This window comes from Olivibacter sp. CPCC 100613 (assembly GCF_036959255.1).
GTDB lineage: Bacteria > Bacteroidota > Bacteroidia > Sphingobacteriales > Sphingobacteriaceae > Olivibacter.
Genome location: NZ_JAWMTI010000003.1, coordinates 727,538 through 746,383 on the forward strand (window position 1 = coordinate 727,538; position 18,846 = coordinate 746,383).

Annotated in this window: 15 protein-coding genes; 4 read left to right on the forward strand and 11 right to left on the reverse strand. The window is 39.7% G+C overall.

What is annotated here, in order from left to right:
- Positions 1–110: 110 nt before the first annotated feature.
- The 3 genes from RYH73_RS13940 to RYH73_RS13950 all read left to right on the forward strand — a co-directional run bounded on the left by RYH73_RS13940 (position 111) and on the right by RYH73_RS13950 (position 2,538).
- Positions 111–971, forward strand: coding sequence for an alpha/beta hydrolase family protein (locus tag RYH73_RS13940; protein WP_335314050.1), 861 nt, complete (start codon positions 111–113; stop codon positions 969–971).
- Between the two features lie 107 nt (positions 972–1,078).
- Positions 1,079–1,936, forward strand: coding sequence for a methylated-DNA--[protein]-cysteine S-methyltransferase (locus RYH73_RS13945; RefSeq protein ID WP_335314051.1), 858 nt, complete (start codon positions 1,079–1,081; stop codon positions 1,934–1,936).
- Positions 1,937–1,947: 11 nt separating this feature from the next.
- The gene (locus tag RYH73_RS13950; RefSeq protein ID WP_335314052.1) at positions 1,948–2,538 is read left to right on the forward strand and encodes an alpha-ketoglutarate-dependent dioxygenase AlkB family protein; all 591 of its coding nucleotides are present in this window, start codon (positions 1,948–1,950) and stop codon (positions 2,536–2,538) included.
- 54 nt (positions 2,539–2,592) lie between these two features.
- On the opposite strand, the gene RYH73_RS13955 is transcribed toward RYH73_RS13950, so the two are convergent.
- From RYH73_RS13955 to RYH73_RS13975, 5 genes are all read right to left on the reverse strand, one after another.
- Positions 2,593–3,807 carry a glycoside hydrolase family 88 protein gene (locus RYH73_RS13955; RefSeq protein WP_335314053.1) on the reverse strand — a complete coding sequence of 405 codons (1,215 nt, stop codon included), beginning with the start codon at positions 3,805–3,807 and terminating at the stop codon, positions 2,593–2,595.
- Between the two features lie 12 nt (positions 3,808–3,819).
- Positions 3,820–5,325: a RagB/SusD family nutrient uptake outer membrane protein gene (locus RYH73_RS13960; protein ID WP_335314054.1), complete on the reverse strand. Its 1,506-nt coding sequence runs from the start codon at positions 5,323–5,325 to the stop codon at positions 3,820–3,822.
- Between the two features lie 18 nt (positions 5,326–5,343).
- The gene (locus RYH73_RS13965; RefSeq protein WP_335314055.1) at positions 5,344–8,694 is read right to left on the reverse strand and encodes a TonB-dependent receptor; all 3,351 of its coding nucleotides are present in this window, start codon (positions 8,692–8,694) and stop codon (positions 5,344–5,346) included.
- A 107-nt stretch (positions 8,695–8,801) separates the two neighbouring features.
- The gene (locus tag RYH73_RS13970; RefSeq protein ID WP_335314056.1) at positions 8,802–9,992 is read right to left on the reverse strand and encodes a FecR family protein; all 1,191 of its coding nucleotides are present in this window, start codon (positions 9,990–9,992) and stop codon (positions 8,802–8,804) included.
- 141 nt (positions 9,993–10,133) lie between these two features.
- Positions 10,134–10,715 carry an RNA polymerase sigma factor gene (locus tag RYH73_RS13975; RefSeq protein WP_335314057.1) on the reverse strand — a complete coding sequence of 194 codons (582 nt, stop codon included), beginning with the start codon at positions 10,713–10,715 and terminating at the stop codon, positions 10,134–10,136.
- Positions 10,716–10,932: 217 nt separating this feature from the next.
- On the opposite strand from RYH73_RS13975, the gene RYH73_RS13980 reads away from it, so the two are divergent.
- Entirely contained in the window at positions 10,933–11,937 is a 1,005-nt protein-coding gene (locus RYH73_RS13980; RefSeq protein WP_335314058.1) for an aldo/keto reductase, read from the forward strand.
- 46 nt (positions 11,938–11,983) lie between these two features.
- Here RYH73_RS13980 and RYH73_RS13985 read toward each other — a convergent pair whose 3' ends face one another.
- The 6 genes from RYH73_RS13985 to RYH73_RS14010 all read right to left on the reverse strand — a co-directional run bounded on the left by RYH73_RS13985 (position 11,984) and on the right by RYH73_RS14010 (position 18,819).
- A complete protein-coding gene (locus RYH73_RS13985; RefSeq protein WP_335314059.1) occupies positions 11,984–12,700 on the reverse strand; it encodes a DUF4198 domain-containing protein in 717 nt (238 codons plus the stop codon).
- 338 nt (positions 12,701–13,038) lie between these two features.
- Positions 13,039–13,515, reverse strand: coding sequence for a thioredoxin family protein (locus tag RYH73_RS13990; protein ID WP_335314060.1), 477 nt, complete (start codon positions 13,513–13,515; stop codon positions 13,039–13,041).
- A gap of 79 nt (positions 13,516–13,594) precedes the next feature.
- Positions 13,595–15,937, reverse strand: a complete 2,343-nt coding sequence (locus tag RYH73_RS13995; RefSeq protein WP_335314061.1) for a TonB-dependent receptor — start codon at positions 15,935–15,937, stop codon at positions 13,595–13,597.
- Between the two features lie 129 nt (positions 15,938–16,066).
- The gene (locus RYH73_RS14000; RefSeq protein WP_335314062.1) at positions 16,067–17,338 is read right to left on the reverse strand and encodes an MFS transporter; all 1,272 of its coding nucleotides are present in this window, start codon (positions 17,336–17,338) and stop codon (positions 16,067–16,069) included.
- 78 nt (positions 17,339–17,416) lie between these two features.
- A complete protein-coding gene (locus RYH73_RS14005; protein WP_335314063.1) occupies positions 17,417–17,845 on the reverse strand; it encodes a nuclear transport factor 2 family protein in 429 nt (142 codons plus the stop codon).
- A 32-nt stretch (positions 17,846–17,877) separates the two neighbouring features.
- A complete protein-coding gene (locus RYH73_RS14010; RefSeq protein ID WP_335314064.1) occupies positions 17,878–18,819 on the reverse strand; it encodes an RraA family protein in 942 nt (313 codons plus the stop codon).
- Positions 18,820–18,846 lie beyond the last annotated feature (27 nt).

Genomic DNA, 18,846 nt, shown 5'->3' on the forward strand with positions numbered 1-18,846 from the left:
TTAAGGCAAAAGCCAGCTTAAGTGCACCAACCACATTAAAATTTATACCTAGCACCTCAGATTCCATAGTTATATTCCGTAACTTTATAGATTAAAAAAGGAATGGAGTCATGGCAAAAGTAAAAAATATAATGATCAGCGGCAGTAATAATCGGCCGATGGTTCTTGATATTTTTTTTAACGAGTCAAGGCATTATCAGCCCACCATTATATATGCGCATGGCTTCAATGGATTTAAAGATTGGGGAAACTTCGATTTGATCGCCGAACAATTTCTCGCTTCAGGCTTTACATTTATAAAGTTCAATTTTTCTCATAATGGCACCTCTCCCGATCAGCCGGAAAATTTCGTTGATTTATCCGCTTTCGGTGAAAACAACTACAGCAAGCAACTTTACGATCTAGAGCAGGTAATAAACTGGGTACAAAATAGTTGCAACCCTTATTTACGATGCATTGATAGAAAACGTATTGGCTTAATCGGTCATAGTATGGGGGGCGGTATTAGCGTTATTAAGGCGTCCGAAGACCCTCGCATTAAGGCCCTGATAACCTGGTCCGCCAATGCGGTCTGTAAAACACCCTGGGGAAATTGGTCAAAAGAAAAAATGCTGGACTGGAAGCAAGAAGGTGTGACTTATTATGTAAACAGTCGTACAAGGCAAAAAATGCCACTAAACTATCAGTTGTATGAAGATTACTTAAATAACGACAAGCGTTTAGATATTATAAGGGCGGCATCGTCTATCGATATCCCCTGGATGATTTGTCATGGCACTGAAGATACTAATGTACCTTTAAGTCATGCGTACAACTTAAAAGAAGCTAATTTACGAGCCGTTATGGTGACTGTTTCCGCTAATCATGTTTTCGGAAGAAAACACCCTTGGTATGAACCGATTCAACCGCCCCCCATGCAAGAAGTATTGAACCGAAACATTTTATTCTTGAAGCAACATCTTGATCAATAGCGTTGTTTTAAGCTGTTGGCTTTTTTATTTTTGAATTTATCAAACGCGCAAGAATCGGGTTTTGGCATCCTTCGTCTTTGGCTAGCTTTGAAAAAAATAGTTAACTTATGGAAACGCAACAACAATTAGACTTTAATAGAATCGCAGCTTCCATTGCTTTCATTAAAGAACACTTCAAAAGTCAGCCGAGCTTGGAACAGATCGCTGAACATGTACATTTAAGTCCATACCATTTTCAACGGATGTTTCAAGATTGGGCAGGAGTTTCGCCTAAGAAATTCTTGCAGTACCTCACTGTTGAGCATGCAAAAAATATGCTTAAAGAAAACCATTCGACGCTCTTCGATACAGCTTACGAAAGCGGACTTTCAGGTACGGGACGACTACATGATCTTTTCATAAATATTGAAGGAATGACCCCTGGGGAATATAAAAACGGTGGGATATCATTAACGATTAATTACAGCTTTGCCGAAAGTCCTTTTGGCAATATTATTGTCGCCTCTACGCATAAAGGTATATGCTATATGGCTTTTGCAGACGAGGGAAGAGATGTCGCTTTCGACACCCTTCGATCTGTATTTCCAAATGCTCGATATCAGCAATTAGTTGATAACTTTCAACAACATGCTTTATTTATCTTTGATCAAGATTGGAACAAGATTAAAGAGATTAAATTGCATCTAAAGGGTACACCGTTTCAAATAAAAATTTGGGAGACACTTCTACAAATTCCGATAGGTACGCTTACAACCTACGCTCAGTTGGCGGAGCGATGGGGGAATAAATTAGCATCAAGAGCCGTGGGAAGTGCGGTTGGGGCCAACCCCGTTGCCTTGTTAATACCGTGTCACCGCGTTATCAGATCCACCGGTGAAACCGGACAGTACCATTGGGGAAGTTCACGAAAACAAGCAATTATTGGTTGGGAAGCCGCACGAACAGAACTATACATAGAAAAATAAAGGCAAGATCAATGATGCCGAATAATTTATTATCGAAGGACGGAGAAGTTTATCTCTATCAAAATTTCTTCTCACACTTAGAAGAAAGCCATTTATTTACAATCCTTAAGCAGCAAACACTGTGGCGTCAAGAGTCCATTAGGATAATGGGCAACCAAGTTCTACAACCACGTTTAACGGCACTTTATGGTGATGTTGATAAATCATATAGTTATTCAGGCATTACGATGAATCCGGAAAAATGGACGGACGATCTGCTATTCATCAAGAAAAAAATAGAAGCGTTTTTAGGGCAAAAGTTTAGCACCGTGCTACTTAATTATTATCGAAATGGGACAGACAGTATGGGTTGGCATCGTGATAATGAGCAATCATTGGGTAGAAATCCGGTGATTGTTTCCATTAGCCTTGGAGCTTCTCGTCCCTTTCTACTTCGACATTACGATGACCGGGAATTACGTATTAAAATTAATTTGACACCTGGCAGCTTACTACTTATGAAAGGTGCCACACAACATCACTGGCAACATAGCTTACCAAAAGTGCCGAAATTGGCGGAAGCAAGAATTAATTTGACTTTTAGAACGATCACAAACTACTAAAGTTGTCCAGGTTAAAACAAAAAGTAAGGGAAGATATTTTCTTCCCTTACTTTTTTAATTTTTTAACAGATTCCGATACCTTAACAAGGCCTCTACATAATAATAGTCAGCATAGGTCAAAGGCACATCAATCTCACTGTTATGTGGTATCGAACCAACACTATGCATTAAAATAAAGCCTCCATTACTCCCAATTGGCGCTTTATACGCGTCGGATGACAGGCTAACGAGCATCTTCTCCGCCGCACTTACAAATTGTTTTGCTCGTTTGCCTTTTACGTAGGTGCTCAACTCCAACAGCGCGGAAGCAATGATGGAAGCAGAAGACGCATCTCGATACTGCTTATATTGAACCGCGTAAGGGCTGTTAGCGGCCAAATCAGGTGCATTAAAGTCCCAATAGGGTACCATATCTTGAGGCATATTGGGATGATTCAAAACATAATCGGCTATTTTTTCGGCAAATTGCAAATATTCCTTTCGCTTTGTTTCTCGGTACATCATCGTATAACCGTACAAACCCCAAGCTTGTCCTCTTGCCCATGCTGATTCGTCAAAAGCACCTTGCGCCGTCTTTTTAGCAATAACCTTTCCTGTTTGCGGGTTGTAATCAATCACGTGATAAGAGCTCATATCACTGCGATAATGATTTTTCATAGTTGTATTAGCGTGTGTTATGGCGATATCACGAAACTTGTTTTCACCACTAATTTTGCTCACCTGCGTCAGAAATTCCAAGTTCATCATATTATCGATAATCACCGGGTAGGTCCAACCTTCCCATGAACGGATTGTTTTAGTGGTTGCATTAAAGCGGCTAATCAAGGAGTTGGCACCAGTCAGAAGAATGTTACTGTAAGCACTGCTATCTCCTGTAATGCGTAATGCATTTCCAAAACTGCAATAGAGCATGAAACCCAAATCATGCGTAGTGGTATTGTCCTTCTCCTTCTCTAACAATTTCAATTTCTGTTTCGCCTTGTCCAAAAGTTCACTGTTACCACTATATTCATATAGGTATAAAAGCGTACCTGGATAAAATCCGGAGGTCCACCAACCTGTACCGGATGATATGGCTTTCCCTCCCTCGTAGGTTCGAGGAAGTCTATCGTCCGGAGTATTAGCACCTAAATGGATTATTTGTTGTACTGCATTATCCAAATTTCCATCAATAAAATCCGCGGTTAGCTTATATTGTGCCTTTACAGAAGGTATAAATAGTATACCCAGAAAAAGCAGCAGTGTGCTCATTTTTAAATGATTTGTCATATGTATCCATTTTTAATAACCTTCATTCTGGGGTAAGAGATTCGCATTTCTACCAATTTCTTCCTGTGGGATTGGCAAGAGTTTATGGAATGGCTTTATATTTTCTCTTTTCTCATAAGCCCCTTCGCGCGTAAATGCCTCCACTACTATATCCCAACGTTTCAAATCGTACCAACGTTTCCATTCAAAAGCAAGTTCTACTCTCCGCTCCTCTCTCACAGCTGCTCGAAAGGCTTCTTGATCTAATCCAACAGGAACATCCATTGGTATGGCCTTTGTTCCATTTGGTGTATTACGCGCTCGCCTCCTAACAGCATTCAGGTATTCATAAGCCTTTGCTGTTGGGCCGCCATTACTTTCGTTGAGTGATTCCGCCGCCATAAGTAAAACCTCAGCATAACGAAAGATAACGTGTTTAATATCGGAATCAGCACCTTCCGCATTGGCATTGGCCCCTGGATATAAACACCACTTGGCCGTATGTATACGGGGCCACCTCCACTGTTGATAGGGGGTCATAACTCCTTTTATGGGAGTTTCTGTTAAGTAACTAACCTGCTTTCTGTAATCGTTATCATCAAAACTCCCATACATGCCCGGAGAAGGGACCAATACGCTCCAACCCAGCATATCAGCATCACGAACTCCCGTCATCGGAGCAGTATAATCTTGGTTTGTCCCATTCTCACCGGTAATACCACCCATAAAATCAACTACCCAAATGTGTTCAAGCTGATGACCTAGGTCGGCTTTCCATAAATCTTGATAGTCGTTAACTAGGCCATAATGGTATTTGCCGGCGTCGTTAATGACCGATTCTGCATGCTCAGCAGCCTTATCCCATTGTTGTAAAATCAGATACACTGATGATAATAAGGTATGAGCGGCGCCTTTGGTTGCTCTTGATTTAATGTTACTTGGAAAGGCATCCGGTAGGTAGCTGACACCAAACTCACAATCCTCTATAATACGCTGATAAACTTCATCTGAAGAAGTTTTATTAATATCCTTGATGGTATTGGGATCTGTTACAAATTCACCTATATAAGGGATATCACCGAACAACTGGACGAGATGATAGTAATTTAAGGCTCTTACCATCCGTGCTTCCGCAATAAGCGCATTTTTTTTTGCTTCGTCCATCTGCACATTCGGAATACCATCGATGGCAGCGTTGGCTGCGCCGATGCCCAAATATGCTAAACGCCACACAGCAAGTATATCCTGATTACTACCATCGTGGGTAAAACCATTCAACTGTATACGGCTCGATTGCGTCCCTATATCCGCAATATCGATATCATCGCCCAACAGTTGTAATACCATTGTTAAGCGTCTTCCATAGAAATTATCACTGCTCAACAAAGCATAAGACCCCATTACCGCGGCTTCTGCGTCCGCTTCTGTATTAAAATATTGGCCAGGGACTAAAATACTTATCGGTTCTTCGTCCAATTTGGTGCAAGCAGAAAAGATAAGTATTGTGAATACATATATATATTTCAAAAGCTCTTTCATTGTCTATTTCTCATTAACTTAAAATCCAACATTTATTCCCAAGGTAACCGACTTCACATTTGGATATCCCATATAGTCAAGTCCTACGTTTCGATTTGAGTCCTGAAAACTAACTTCCGGATCATATCCCTTGTAATTTGTAATGGTTACTATGTTTTGCGCACTTGCATAGACCCTTAATCGGCTCACTTGCAATTTCCCCAACATAAACTTCGGAAAGTTATAACCCAATGCAATATTTTTTAGTCGTAGATAAGAACCATCTTCCACCCACCGCGACGAAACTTCCGGATTATTGGACGCACTTGCTCGAGGTACATCAGTATTTGTGTTAGTAGGCGTCCATCTATTCAATGCGTCTTTGGTTGCGTTTCCCTTTCCAGCCATCCAATCAAGTTCCATCCGGGTGATATTCAACATATCATTACCTTGACTTCCCTGAAAGAAAATATTTAGGTCAAAATTTTTATATCGAAGATCATTATTGAAACCATAGATAAAGTCAGGATGCGGATTACCGATAATGGTGCGATCGTCTGCATTGATCACGCCATTTGGCCCATCCGTTAAATTGTTATTAGCATCACGCCCATATATATCACGGTACTTCACATCACCAGGCACTTTATTAGGAGATGCTGAAAAGTCATCGCCTTCTTGGTACAATCCATCAAACTGCCATCCATAAAAGGCACCCACAACCTCACCCACACGAAGAATCTGTGATTCCGTTGACAACATATGACCGGGAATTGTATTATAACGGATATCTCCACCTGGCAATTGAAGGATTTTGTTTCGATTGAAGGTAATGTTGAAATCGCTGGTCCAGGTAAAATCTTCTCCCTTAATATTGATTGTATTCAGCGCAAGTTCCCATCCTTTATTCTCTACACTTCCGATGTTCTGCAACGAAACCGTGTACCCGGAATAAATAGGAAGAGGTACTTCATAAAGAAGATCGACTGTTTTTTTATAATAATAATCAACGGAAAGATTAAGCCTTCCATTCAAAAAACCGATATCTAAACCTGCATCCGTTTGCTTAGTTGTTTCCCAGGTAAGATTAGGATTGGCCACATTGGTTGGTCTTACAGCATTAATCGGTGTTCCATTAATCGTTGCGAGTGTTGGAGAAAAACGTGCTAACGACATGTAAGAACCGATCTCTGTATTACCAGTTTCCCCATAGCTGGTACGAATTTTAAGATTCGATATCGCTTCCACCGATTGCATAAATGGCTCTTGACTTATATTCCAAGCCAAAGCCCCTGATGGAAAAAAAGCCCATTTATTGTTGTCACCGAAGCGTGATGAGCCATCATAACGACCCGTAACTGTCAGTAAATATTTACCTTTGTAATTATAGTTAACCCTTCCATAGAACGAAGACATCACCCAATCTATTAATTCCGAAGCTGCATTCTGATAATTAGATCCAGCACCTAGATTCCAGAACGAAAAGTTATCAGAAACGAAGTTTCGATTATAAGCTCCCCAGGTTTCATTTCTAAAAGATTGATATGAGTATCCCCCCATTGCCTCTATATTGTGTACATCCTGAAAGCTTTTGGTATAGGTTAAAAAGTTTTCGTTAATCACATTCGTATTTTTGTGTGCCGTGATACTTCCTGCCCCTCCGTAATTACGTCCTTCAACTAAATTTTGTGTCACATAGTTTCCCGTGCGCTGATTGCTAATTTGGACCCCAAGTGTACTGCGGAATTTTAGTCCTTTTAATAATTCAAGCTCACCATAGGCATTTCCTTGAAACAAATCGGTTATTTGCTCATTTTTTCGTTCCCGCGCAACAGCAACCGGATTGTCGTGTGGATCACCCACTTGCTTTAATGTATATTTGCCATTGGCATCATATACGCCTTGCAAAGGATCAAAACGCAATGCGCCTGAAATCACACCTGCACTGGACGTCCCGCTACTTGTTTCTTGCGTCCTCACACCATCGAGATCATTTCTAATAAAAAATAGCTTCGTACCTAGACGTACCCGCTCCGACACCTTTACGTCTAGATTGGAAGTCCCTGAAAGTCGTCTGAAATCAGAATTGATAACCGTACCTTTTTGTCCGTAATGACTAAGTGAAGTATAGTATCTGACATGTTCGCTTCCGCCCGAAACAGCGAGTTGATTATTAACCAGTGCACCCGTTCTGAAAATCAAATCTTGCCAATCAGTCCCCTCACCGTAAGATGCCGGATCAGGATAGGGAATATTTGAATTCCCGCTGTTTCTATAGATATCATTAATATACTCAGCAAACTCTCGCCCGTTTAAAAGATCGAGTTTTTTACCAATCTTTTGAATGGAGTAAGAATTATTGAAATCGATAACGGGCCGACCAACTTTTCCTTTCTTAGTCGTTACCATAATAACCCCATTAGCTCCTCTAGATCCATATATTGCTGTTGCTGATGCATCTTTTAGCACTTCGACCGACTCCACATCTTCTGGAGGAGGTGGGGTCCCACCGGCAAAACCATCTACTACGTAAAGCGGATCACTGCTGGCATTGATGGAAGTACCTCCCCTAATTCGGACACGAGGAGCTTTACCTGGTTCACCATTAACGCTGGAAACGGCTACGCCGGGCGATCTGCCCTGAAGTGCTTGAGCAGTTCCTGCCACAGGAAATGCGGCTATTTTTTCGGACGAAACGGATGCAACCGATCCAGTTAAATCACTCTTTCGCTGTGTTCCATATCCCACCACCACCACTTCGTCCAAAGCCGCGTCTTCTGCTTCAAGCTGAACGTTTATACTGGTTTGCCCGCTTTTCAACAATAGTTCTTGGCGCTGAAAACCAATATAACTAATTAGCAGTGTAGCATTTTGCGGTACTTTTAAGGTAAAAAGGCCTTGTTCATTTGTTTGGGTTCCTCTATTAACGAGCCCCTTTACACTTACGGAAACACCAGGTAATATTCTACCGCTATTATCTGTTATTTTACCGGAAACAGTTATCTCCTGTTGCACATCAGCTATTGACGATTTTTTGGAAATAACAATATTTTTATCTATTATCTTATAGTTTAACCCCTGATTAGCTAAACATTCCTCCATGGCTTGTACTACCGAAGCATTCTCCAAATCAACACTTACAGGAAGCGTATTTTTTAGCGTACTTGCAGTGTACAGCACATTGTAACCCGATTGTTTTCGTATTTCGTTGAAAATTTCATGTAAAGAAACATGCTTCTTGTGCATGGTCAACTTTTGAGCGGAAACCGTCGCATTGACTTCTAATACACCGGCTAAGACCAAGATAAGTGACAACTTCATGATCAATATAGGTTTAAATTTGACATAGTCCTTCCTCCTATGCCATATTGTAGCAGTTATTTTATACATTTGATTAGGTTAAAGAATTGGTAATTTGATTCGATCTTTAATCCGGCATTGTGCCTACTATCAGAGGCGTTGCACCGCCTTTGATAGTTTTTAATTTTGTTTTTTGGCTATTTCATGACAATAATCTTCCTCCCTTCTATTTTAAAATGAACACCTCCTGTTAACTCGATTGTCTGTAGTAATTTTTCTATCTGATCGAACTTAGATACGGTACCGATAAAAGTTTCACCACTTAGGTCCCCTTGATAAGTCACATCGACATCATACCATCGGGCAATTGTTTTCATCACTTGTTGGATGTTGTTTCCATGAAATACAAAATAACCATTCTTCCATGCCAAAGCGTCCTCCGTATCTACCGCTCGAATTGAAATAACTTTCGTCTCTTTATTAATACTTGCCTGTTGACCGGGGCTAAGAACCTGAGGAGGGCTTGTTTCTAGCGTGCTATAAGCAGCAGAAACACGCACTTTCCCCTCAAAAAGTGTAGTCATTGTTTCATTCATATCTTCATATGCACTCACCAGAAAATTCGTACCCATTACCTGGACTACTGCATCGCCTGCCCGCACGATAAAAGGCATTTTCTGATTTTTAGCTACTTCTAAATAAGCCTCGCCTGTTAAAGTTACTTCTCTTTTTGCTCCTTCAAATCGTGTCGGGTATCGTAGTGAAGAGATGGGGCCAAGCCAAACTTGTGTTCCATCGGGCAATAGAACTTGGAAACGGCCACCTCGCGGGGTACTCAGCACATTCTGTTTGATTTCATCAGCAGGATCTCCTTTTCCTACCTGATATACAAGCTGTCCACTTGTCGTTTTAGTGATAGTTACATCACCTTCTTTAACCACCTTGTTTCCAATATTTTCCAAATCTATTATCTTACCATTGCCCAGCAATAAAGTCGCTCGATCACGTGCAGGACGAATTACCCCATTTTCAGTATAGTTCCTTGGTTGGATCATAATTGACTTATGAGAATAATAAAGAAAAATAGCTGAACCAAATAGGATTAAAACAAGAGCAGCCACCATCCATTTCAACGGGTTCATTCGGTATCTCTCCCTTTCTTTTGGTTTGGCAACTCCTATTAGCTTATCAATCATACGGGATGATTCCTCATTGTTGAAAAAAGTTTCGGTATGCTCGAAGTTTAAGCGAGCTTGCAAAAAAACATCATCAACATCTTTTTTAAGATGCTCATTTTCAATCAATTCAAATAATTCCAAACGCTCTTCCTGCGTAATTTCCATACGCATCGCCTTATCAAATAAAAATGTGATCCTTGCTCGACTCATATAAGCGTTTTAACAATATTGGTCACTTGGTTATCTATAAAGACACGGAGAAGGTCAATTTATGGATGCTTTCAATTTTTTTTTTTACTGCCACTTGATTTGATATAAAATAAACCTAAGTAAGTGAGGAAATATCAAACATTAAAAAGTGAAAAAAAACCATACAAAGGGTAAAACCAAGTGATAGGCTTTGACAAATTCGGCCAAGGCATGCATGGCCAGTTGCTGATACTTAGCAACGGAAGCAGTGGAAATATTTAAGGTCCGTGCTATTTCAGGGTTTTTAAGCCCTTGTTGCCTGAGGGCAAATACCCGTTGTTGTTGGGGAGGCAACTTACTCAACGCCTTGTCAAGCACTTCATATCGATTATTTTGATGATCGACCTCAAATAGCACTTCGTTTTCCAGATTATTTAGGTAATGTTTATACTTTTTCTGCTCTTGAGTAATCTGCCGTATTTTATTTAATGTATAGTTTCGGGTAATGATAAATAAATAAGAGGTAAAATTGCCAATGTCAGGAAGTTTAGCTCTCTGGAGCCAGATCTTTAAAAAAATATCTTGCACAATCTCAAGCGTACTTTCCCGATCATTCAAGAGCGAGTGGATGAAAGCACCCAATTCATGATGATATATAGAGAACAAATATTTAAAAGCCTGTTCATCATTTTTTGCAATCCTTTGCAATAAAGCATGTTCGTTCTCTAGTTTTGGTAACAACATGAATTAGGTTTATTCTTAGCTCAATCAACTGGAGCTAAATTATAGCTTTTTTAGTCAAAAACTAAACATTTGAACGATAAAAAATCAAGAAAAAAGAAATGAATTGTTTCAAATTAAGACAAAATCTCGTAAACAAATGTTAAAAAACCTTAATAAAATACGATTAAAATGGACATAATTTGTAAACGTATACATCACATTTATTCTGCCGCATACTATGTTTAAATTACCACGTCTCATCTACGGCACGAGTAGCTTGGGCAACCTCTATGAAGCACTGGATTTTGCAACAAAACACGAAATTGTTAAATCTTGTATCCAACAGTCTGAGGGAATCCCTGTATTTGATTGTGCCGGAAAATACGGTGCTGGCCTAGCCTTAGAAACACTCGGGCAAAGCTTAAAACAACTTGATCTGAAAAATGAAGAGATACTGATCAGTAATAAACTCGGATGGTATCGGGTCCCTTTGGCAGAAGGCGACGAACCTCATTTTGAGAAGGGTGTGTGGAAGGATATTCAACACGATGCCATACAAAAAATAAGCCACCAAGGCATATTGGAATGCTTTTATCAAGGCAACGACCTACTTGGAGGTTTTATACCGCAAATGGTTTCTGTGCACGATCCAGATGAGTATCTAGCGGCTGCTGACAGTATCAAAGATGAGGAACATCGTTTTAAGAAAATATTGCAGGCTTATGAAGCACTGAATGAGCTCAAGGCAAAAGGGGAAGTTCATTCAGTAGGTATCGGGGCAAAAAACTGGCGGGTTATTCAGCGAATTAGTCCATTTATTAGGCTCGACTGGGTGATGATTGCCAATAGTTTGACGGTTCACCATCATCCAAAGGAGTTAAGGAATTTTATTTTGGATCTACACCATAAGGGTATTCATGTTATTAACTCTGCTGTATTCAATGGTGGTTTTTTAATAGGTAGTGACTATTACAATTACTGTTACGTAGATAAAGCATCGGAAGAGGGACGAAAGTTGCATCAATGGCGAGCACTTTTTTTCGATCTCTGTAAAAAGCACAAACTTCAACCTGCTGCTGTTTGTGTTCACTTCGGTTTGCGAATACCCGGTATTGATAGTATTGCACTAAATACCTCCAAACCGCACCATGTAGAACGTAATAGGATGCTGATAAATGAATCTATTCAGGCAAGTTTCTGGAAAGACTTAAGAGAAGCCGGATTAATAGAATATGTTCTCTAGCAAAAAACGCAGGTGTTGCATACCTCAGAACACCTGCGTTTATACATTATTTTACTTCAAAGGAAAAAGTTGATCCAACCCAAGCAGCATCAAAATCTTTACCATTGTGATTTCCACTTATTTTTTCAAAATTCTGCACTTCTGCAACATAACGGCCCGACCATAAAGGTTGAAAGCTTAGCGCGCCATTTTCGTCTGTCATTACTTCTTTTGACCACCCTTCGGGAGAAGCTACGGTCACTGGTTTGTTCGCAAGAGGTTTGCCATTCAAATACGCGAGCAATTTAACCGACTTATTTTTTGCAAAAATTTCGTGATTGTCAACATACAGCTTTAAACCATTTTCATTTAAATCGGCATTTACCTTACTAGACTTGCCAATGCTTACATAAGCAGAAGAAACAAAATGGTATTTCGTTGTTCCTCCCAATTCGGCGGCCTCATGACTTACCATCAAGGTGTATACTCCTTCTGTTTCAGGAGTAAAACTGCTGCTATAATGTGATGGCCCCGCAATTGTTGTAAGTTGCGTTTTCTTCCCATCCGGAGTTACCAACCAAAGCGTAAAGTCTTTCACATCTGAATACCATTTTTCCGGAGCATCACGTTCATTAAGCGCAAATTCTCCATAAAAAATTTTAACATCATGCGCAGTCCCCAACTTTCCATTCGTGGGTGTTTCAATCCATAAAGCATGTGCCTGCACCTGCATACCGGTGAAGATGCATAAGCATACTAATAAGGTAAATTTTAAAGTTTTCATGAATTTTTATTCGTTTTTATTTTTCGATATGCCTCGGTTAATCAACGAAGGTTTCAGCAAATATACATTTATTTAGATTTAGTACAAATAAAACACATGAACAGATTTAAAAATAACATCCGAAATATTGTTAATAATCCGTTGCTATTTTTCTAAAATAGCAACAAGCTGTTGTTCGGTTTTTGCTACCCATATTCCCCTATTTCAATAGACGCAGACAGAACTTAACCCCAAATCCTTATCAAGGAACGATATGCATACCGGAAAATACGAAGTTTAGATAGCCTTTAATACACTAGAAAGCGCTAAAATTTCCGACCGTATACATGTGGTCAGTATTACTTAGATAGAATTTCCATCATAATACGATAGAGTTCCTTTCTTCGGAGAAAACCACCGTATCGGAATAGTAATTCATTCTTTTCGTTTAGTATACAAATGGTTGGAAAAGAAATCCTGCCCGTTTCATCAGCTCCGAGATAGCGCGCCAGTTCATGCAATCCCGTTGAGATACCATTCGGATTATAATTGAATACATTCTTATTGAATTTTATAGGTTCTTTTTGTTCAGCATCTAGTTTAAGAAAATAATACCCCTGTTCTACATCCCTTGGCAAATCAGTCCTAAGATAGGCCTCCATCGCCTGACAATATTTGCACCAGTTGGTACCGATTAATACCAAAACCAATCGCTTCTGTTTTTGTTGCAGTTCCGTTAATTGATCAAATGGCACCGTATCTAAGGGAACTACCAAAGCAGTAGCCCTTAGCACGATGCTACAAACCAGCAAACATAAAATAGTTCTTTTTCTCATTTGTCAAGCTATAGGATCTCAATAATAGCTCAGCGGAATCGCCTACCACACAGCTAAACACCCACTGGAGCCATTCGGCTTAAATCCGCACCCGCAGCCCTAAAAAACCTCTTATACCTTGGTTAGGACCGTAAGAATATCCATCAGGGTCAAACTGTAAAGCATAAGGGTTATCTGGTGTTGGAATAATCTGGCCATTTTCGCCATAAATCACCTTTTCATTAAACGGATCAAAAGACCGTGCAATTGGTGATTTGATGCCGGATCCTTCTCCTTTATCCAAGGCAGGTACGCTTTTTGAAATGGTCCAGTTTAATAAATTTTTAACTCCTCCATATATCTCTAGATTAGTTCCACCATGCCAGGTAAATTGAATATTTTGAATGCTCCAAACGGGAGCGTATGCTGGTCGTGGGTCTAATTCGCTCAATAAGGCTAAACGCATAGGGCCGTATACATTTCCTGTATAATCCACACCTAGATTCAGTGCTTTGATATGGTAAGACAAAGCCCAGGTCGCCGTCCAATTTTCGGTCAAGATAGGGCGAAATTTTTCCATTATACCTTCTTCGTTTCTTTCTTTATTGAAAACATTCATCCAGGTACCTCCAACAGTTAACTTTAGACCATTATACATAGCGAGATCCGCATTCAAACTTAAGCCTCGAGTTACGCCATGACCATCTAGATTTCTATAAATAATTTTCCTCGGGTCTTCATCATAATTCGGCAAGATCCGGTTGTTGAAATAGGTATACCAAGCGGATGATTCAAAACTAAGTAGATTTCCATCGCCAAGTTGTAATTTCTTAATATAATTCAAATTCACATTAATGCTTCTTTCTGGCTTTAAATCCCCTTCAAGTTCCACATCACGGGCGCCTGTTATGGCGGCATGATCTTCCGTGAAGAGATTAACCACCCGAAAACCAGTCCCTGCATTGAGACGCAGTATATCGTTTTCTGTGATACGCCATTTGTAAGCCATTCGAGGAGTAAAGATATTGCCATGCTCTGAATTATAATCATAGCGCATACCCAATAACAAGCTGTGCTTCGCAGCTAATTTAATTTCATCCTGGATAAAAACACCCGGCATAGTTATTTTATTAGCATCATTTATTATCTCTCCATTCGTCCCTGTTCTAGCCGTTGCCGGTGTGTTATCATTATAATAAGTATAACGTACGGCCACTCCCGCCAGCAAATCATGTGATTCTAATTGTTTGTCCCATGTTAGTTGACCAAAGGCTATCCGTTGTTTGGCCATGTACCAATCTTCTCCATAAACCGAATTTTGATCATGATCATTATAGGAAAACATAAAGAACATTTTTTCTTTTATAGGTAACTGATAGTTACCTAAAATCTCCCATCGTTTCGTATAAATGCTTTCGCCATAAATTTGATCGCTTCCCCGGAACGATTTGTTCCAATTCGTTTGGCCTCCCCACCTATCTTCATATAGGTATCTTCCTGCCAAAGAAAACAACCTATTCTCTTTTCTATTAAAATTCCATTTTTGAAATACAGATATTCTATCTTGTAAAGTCATATCAGTAAAACCATCATGGTTACGATCTATCCTGTTGGTAAAATTAAAATAATTGATCCCCGTCAATACATTTGCACTTTTCCCTATTTGCTGATTGAAGCCAATATCAGCATTATATTCGCCCCAAGTGGTTGCGAAAACATCTGTACTCAACTTAGACGCATTTTGAGGTTTCTTTGTAATAATATTAATTAAACCGCCTACCGCTTCTGAGCCGTATAAAGAAGAAGCAGGTCCTTTTACTACTTCAACCCGCTCAATAAGAGAAGACGGAATACCCGATAAACCATAAACAGTTGATAAACCACTCACAATCGGCATACCATCAATAAGCACCATGGTATAAGGCCCTTCTAAACCATTAATATGAATATCACCTGTATTACATACATTGCAATTTATTTGCGGACGCACACCATTCACCATTTGTAAGGCGTCAAAGATCGTTGCAGTGGGATTCTTTTTAAAAAAATGTTGATTGTAAACCTCTACCGGAACAGGTGTTTCGAGCCTATTTACTTCTTTCATTGTACCTGTAATCACGACCTCTTCCAATCCACCTTCTTCTTCCTCCATGCTAAAATCCAAATTAATGTTCTGCTGATCCGTTACTTGAAATACTTTCATTTGACTCTTAAAACCTAAACGACTAACTGAAAGTCGATAATTTCCATTCACGAGTCCCTTTAAAACATATTTTCCTGAACTGTCACTTACCGTTCCACGCTGCATATCCCCTATTTTTACCGTTGCACCTTCCAAAGGAATTCCAAGATGGAAAATATGACCTTGGACAGCAACATCGGTTTGTGCCTTGGAAATCATGCTCGCAGAGAGAAAAAATAAAAAAAGGAATAGTTGCTTCATATATCTATTATTTACTTATCAGACAACAAAACTATGAAAGTTAGGTTAATCTAACAAATAAAATAAAAATATTTAAAACAAAAAGTAAGACTTACCATCAAATAAACTAAACGTTCAATGCTATATTTTTTAATGCATATTATCTTGCCTGTCAACGTTTCCACCCGGTCTTACAACCATCAACGTCAAGATAGAAGACAATAGCAACGTACCTGCCATGAGAAGATAGGAGGTACCAAAACTATGAGTAAGCCCATTTAAATAACCCACGATATAGGCTCCAACAAAAGAACCCAAAGCCCCCATACTATTAATCAAGCCAAGCGCCCCGCCCGATACGTTCTTAGGCAAAATTTCAGTAATCACCGCAAAAAACGGCCCGTAAGGCGCATACATAGCTCCTCCCGCAATAACTAATAAGGAAAACGAAAACCAAAAGTTAGCGGTACCGATCAGAAAAGAACCATAAAAAGCCAACGCACTTATTAATAAAAAGGGCCATATAAAAAGTCTTCTGTTCATACGCTTGTCAGAAGCATAGGAAGCAACAAGCATCGCTATAATCGCCAACAGGTAAGGAACCGATGATAACCATCCCGTTGTTACAATATCCATATCCGGTGCTGCTTTAATGATAGAGGGCAACCACATCACAAAACCATATAAGCCCATGCTCCATAGGAAGTATTGAAGACATAGTAAAATAACAGTCTTCGATCTAAATGCCTCTAAATAGTTTTTTACCGGCTTTATCGCACGTTGTTCCTCCATTAAACGATGCTCGATATCCGCTTTCTCTTCAGCACTTAACCACCTGGCATTACCTGGCTTTTCATCAATCATTTTCCACCAGACGAACGCCCAAACAATTGCCGGTGCTCCTTGTAGAATAAACATCCAACGCCAGCCCAAGGCATGAATGAGATATCCTGAGAGAACAGACATCCAAAGAACTGTTGCCGGGTTTCCCAGTATTAAAAAGGTATTCGCTCGTGAACGTTCTTCTTTTGTGAACCATTGACTTAATAAAATCAACATAGATGGCATCACGGCACTTTCCACTACTCCTAACATAAACCTTATTATTATGAGTAAGTTTACATTGTTAACCATCCCTGTGGCCGTTGCCAATATCCCCCACAAGATTAGCGACCAGAAAATTAATTTCTTCGCACTTTTATGGGCAGCATAATGTGCCCCTGGTATCTGAAAAAAAAAATAGCCGAGAAAAAAGAGTGATCCCAATAAAGAGGAAATACCTGGTGTAATTTTCAAATCCTCTGCCATACCGCCTGCAGCGGCAAAACCGAAGTTAGCACGATCGAGATAAGCTAAGCTGTACGTAATAAATACAATAGGAATAATTCGATACCAACGGGAAGGGGCTAGTGTTTTGATCATTAGATTAGTATTTATAATTTAAATAAAATAAACACGGGATTTTCACCCGATTGCGTCGATGTTTTAAAGATGGCTCCATTATATCCGAACAGCCTGTCTGCTCAATAAACGCCAATGCCCATTATGTAGATGCCAAACCTGAAGAACTTTTAAACTAACTGTTCCGGGCGACTTACCTTCATCATGGGTTCGGGCAAAAAAATGATGCCTTACAATGGCCGTATTATCCTCTATATCGATTGTTTCTTCTGTTAATTCAATCTGTAAGAATTTAAACTTCCCATCAACCATAGACGCTATACAGTTTTCTCTATCTTCGATCAGACCATTCGAATGACCATAGCTTAACAAAGGTGATGTCAATGCTTCAAACTTCGATTGATCGGGGTGAAGCATTGTTTGACGGAAAACCTCTACGGCCTTTTTAACGGCCATTATATTCGATTCGTTTGATTTATTTGAGCAGCTTATTAAGACCATGGCCAATATTACAATGTATCGTTGCATACTTTCTCCTTTCGTCAATTACCCGCGTGTTATTAATAAAAATCGCGATTTTTTAAATAAGCATCTAATTCTTCTCGAGACATTGGTAATTCATCACCTGATAGATTCTTCAACCAATTAATAAAATCATTTTTTATGTCTTCGGTCCATTTACTATCAATTTGTCCGGAAAGATATTTCTTTTCCTTTAACCGTTGTGCCCCAAAGCTATCTCTTAACATCGTGAATTCGGAACTGAGTACTAAATCTTCGACGAGGTGAGACGGAATGAATATGGTTCCATACTTATTTGCCAGCACGGCATCTCCGGGGAGTACAGTTGCTCTACCAATTCGAATGGGTGCATTAATCGTTGTTAAAGTCATTTCCATAATATATGAAGGGTCTTGCCCCTTTGCCCAGACATTGAAGCCTTTTATTTGACTTAATCCGTCCATATCACGTACAGCACCCCAAAATATAACACCATTTTTTGAATTGGCATAAATGGTATTTCCTAACATATCACCAATCAATGTTCCATCGATAATTTTACCATAGCTATCTGCGACATACACATCACCCGGCACAAGGACATCAATGGGCCAGGTGTTTGTCCCGCCTTGGGCAGATCGCTTTTCTTTCAGTCCTTGTTGTTTTATCTGATCAATCAGATCGGGCCTGGCAGGCATATACTGCGCAGTCACAGCCCTTCCCACCATAACCTGATCCAGATACATAATCAGATCCCAATCGGCCTCAAATTGGTTGTTGTATTTTTGGCTTCTCAAATACCCCCAGGCTTGTTCCATAGATATTTTTGCTAGCCTTTCTAAGAGATTATCGGGAATTTTTGGACGTCCATCCGGATACCTTTCGCCTTTCCACTGTGAGGTCAATGCGCTAATATATTCCGGTGAAGACCCGACTTGCTGAGCAAAGCTAATGGAGACTAATAAAATTAGTACGACGCAGTTTAAAATAATTTTTTTCATAAAAAGGATTTACTTTATTTGTTAATA

Excerpts from the sequence above, each read along its gene's own strand:
- RYH73_RS13940 (WP_335314050.1), top strand. The coding sequence starts at position 111 with ATGGCAAAAGTAAAAAATATAATGATCAGCGGCAGTAATAATCGGCCG.
- RYH73_RS13945 (WP_335314051.1), top strand. The coding sequence starts at position 1,079 with ATGGAAACGCAACAACAATTAGACTTTAATAGAATCGCAGCTTCCATT.
- RYH73_RS13950 (WP_335314052.1), top strand. The coding sequence starts at position 1,948 with ATGATGCCGAATAATTTATTATCGAAGGACGGAGAAGTTTATCTCTAT.
- RYH73_RS13955 (WP_335314053.1), bottom strand. The coding sequence starts at position 3,807 with ATGACAAATCATTTAAAAATGAGCACACTGCTGCTTTTTCTGGGTATA.
- RYH73_RS13960 (WP_335314054.1), bottom strand. The coding sequence starts at position 5,325 with ATGAAAGAGCTTTTGAAATATATATATGTATTCACAATACTTATCTTT.
- RYH73_RS13965 (WP_335314055.1), bottom strand. The coding sequence starts at position 8,694 with ATGTATAAAATAACTGCTACAATATGGCATAGGAGGAAGGACTATGTC.
- RYH73_RS13970 (WP_335314056.1), bottom strand. The coding sequence starts at position 9,992 with ATGAGTCGAGCAAGGATCACATTTTTATTTGATAAGGCGATGCGTATG.
- RYH73_RS13975 (WP_335314057.1), bottom strand. The coding sequence starts at position 10,715 with ATGTTGTTACCAAAACTAGAGAACGAACATGCTTTATTGCAAAGGATT.
- RYH73_RS13980 (WP_335314058.1), top strand. The coding sequence starts at position 10,933 with ATGTTTAAATTACCACGTCTCATCTACGGCACGAGTAGCTTGGGCAAC.
- RYH73_RS13985 (WP_335314059.1), bottom strand. The coding sequence starts at position 12,700 with ATGAAAACTTTAAAATTTACCTTATTAGTATGCTTATGCATCTTCACC.
- RYH73_RS13990 (WP_335314060.1), bottom strand. The coding sequence starts at position 13,515 with ATGAGAAAAAGAACTATTTTATGTTTGCTGGTTTGTAGCATCGTGCTA.
- RYH73_RS13995 (WP_335314061.1), bottom strand. The coding sequence starts at position 15,937 with ATGAAGCAACTATTCCTTTTTTTATTTTTTCTCTCTGCGAGCATGATT.
- RYH73_RS14000 (WP_335314062.1), bottom strand. The coding sequence starts at position 17,338 with ATGATCAAAACACTAGCCCCTTCCCGTTGGTATCGAATTATTCCTATT.
- RYH73_RS14005 (WP_335314063.1), bottom strand. The coding sequence starts at position 17,845 with ATGCAACGATACATTGTAATATTGGCCATGGTCTTAATAAGCTGCTCA.
- RYH73_RS14010 (WP_335314064.1), bottom strand. The coding sequence starts at position 18,819 with ATGAAAAAAATTATTTTAAACTGCGTCGTACTAATTTTATTAGTCTCC.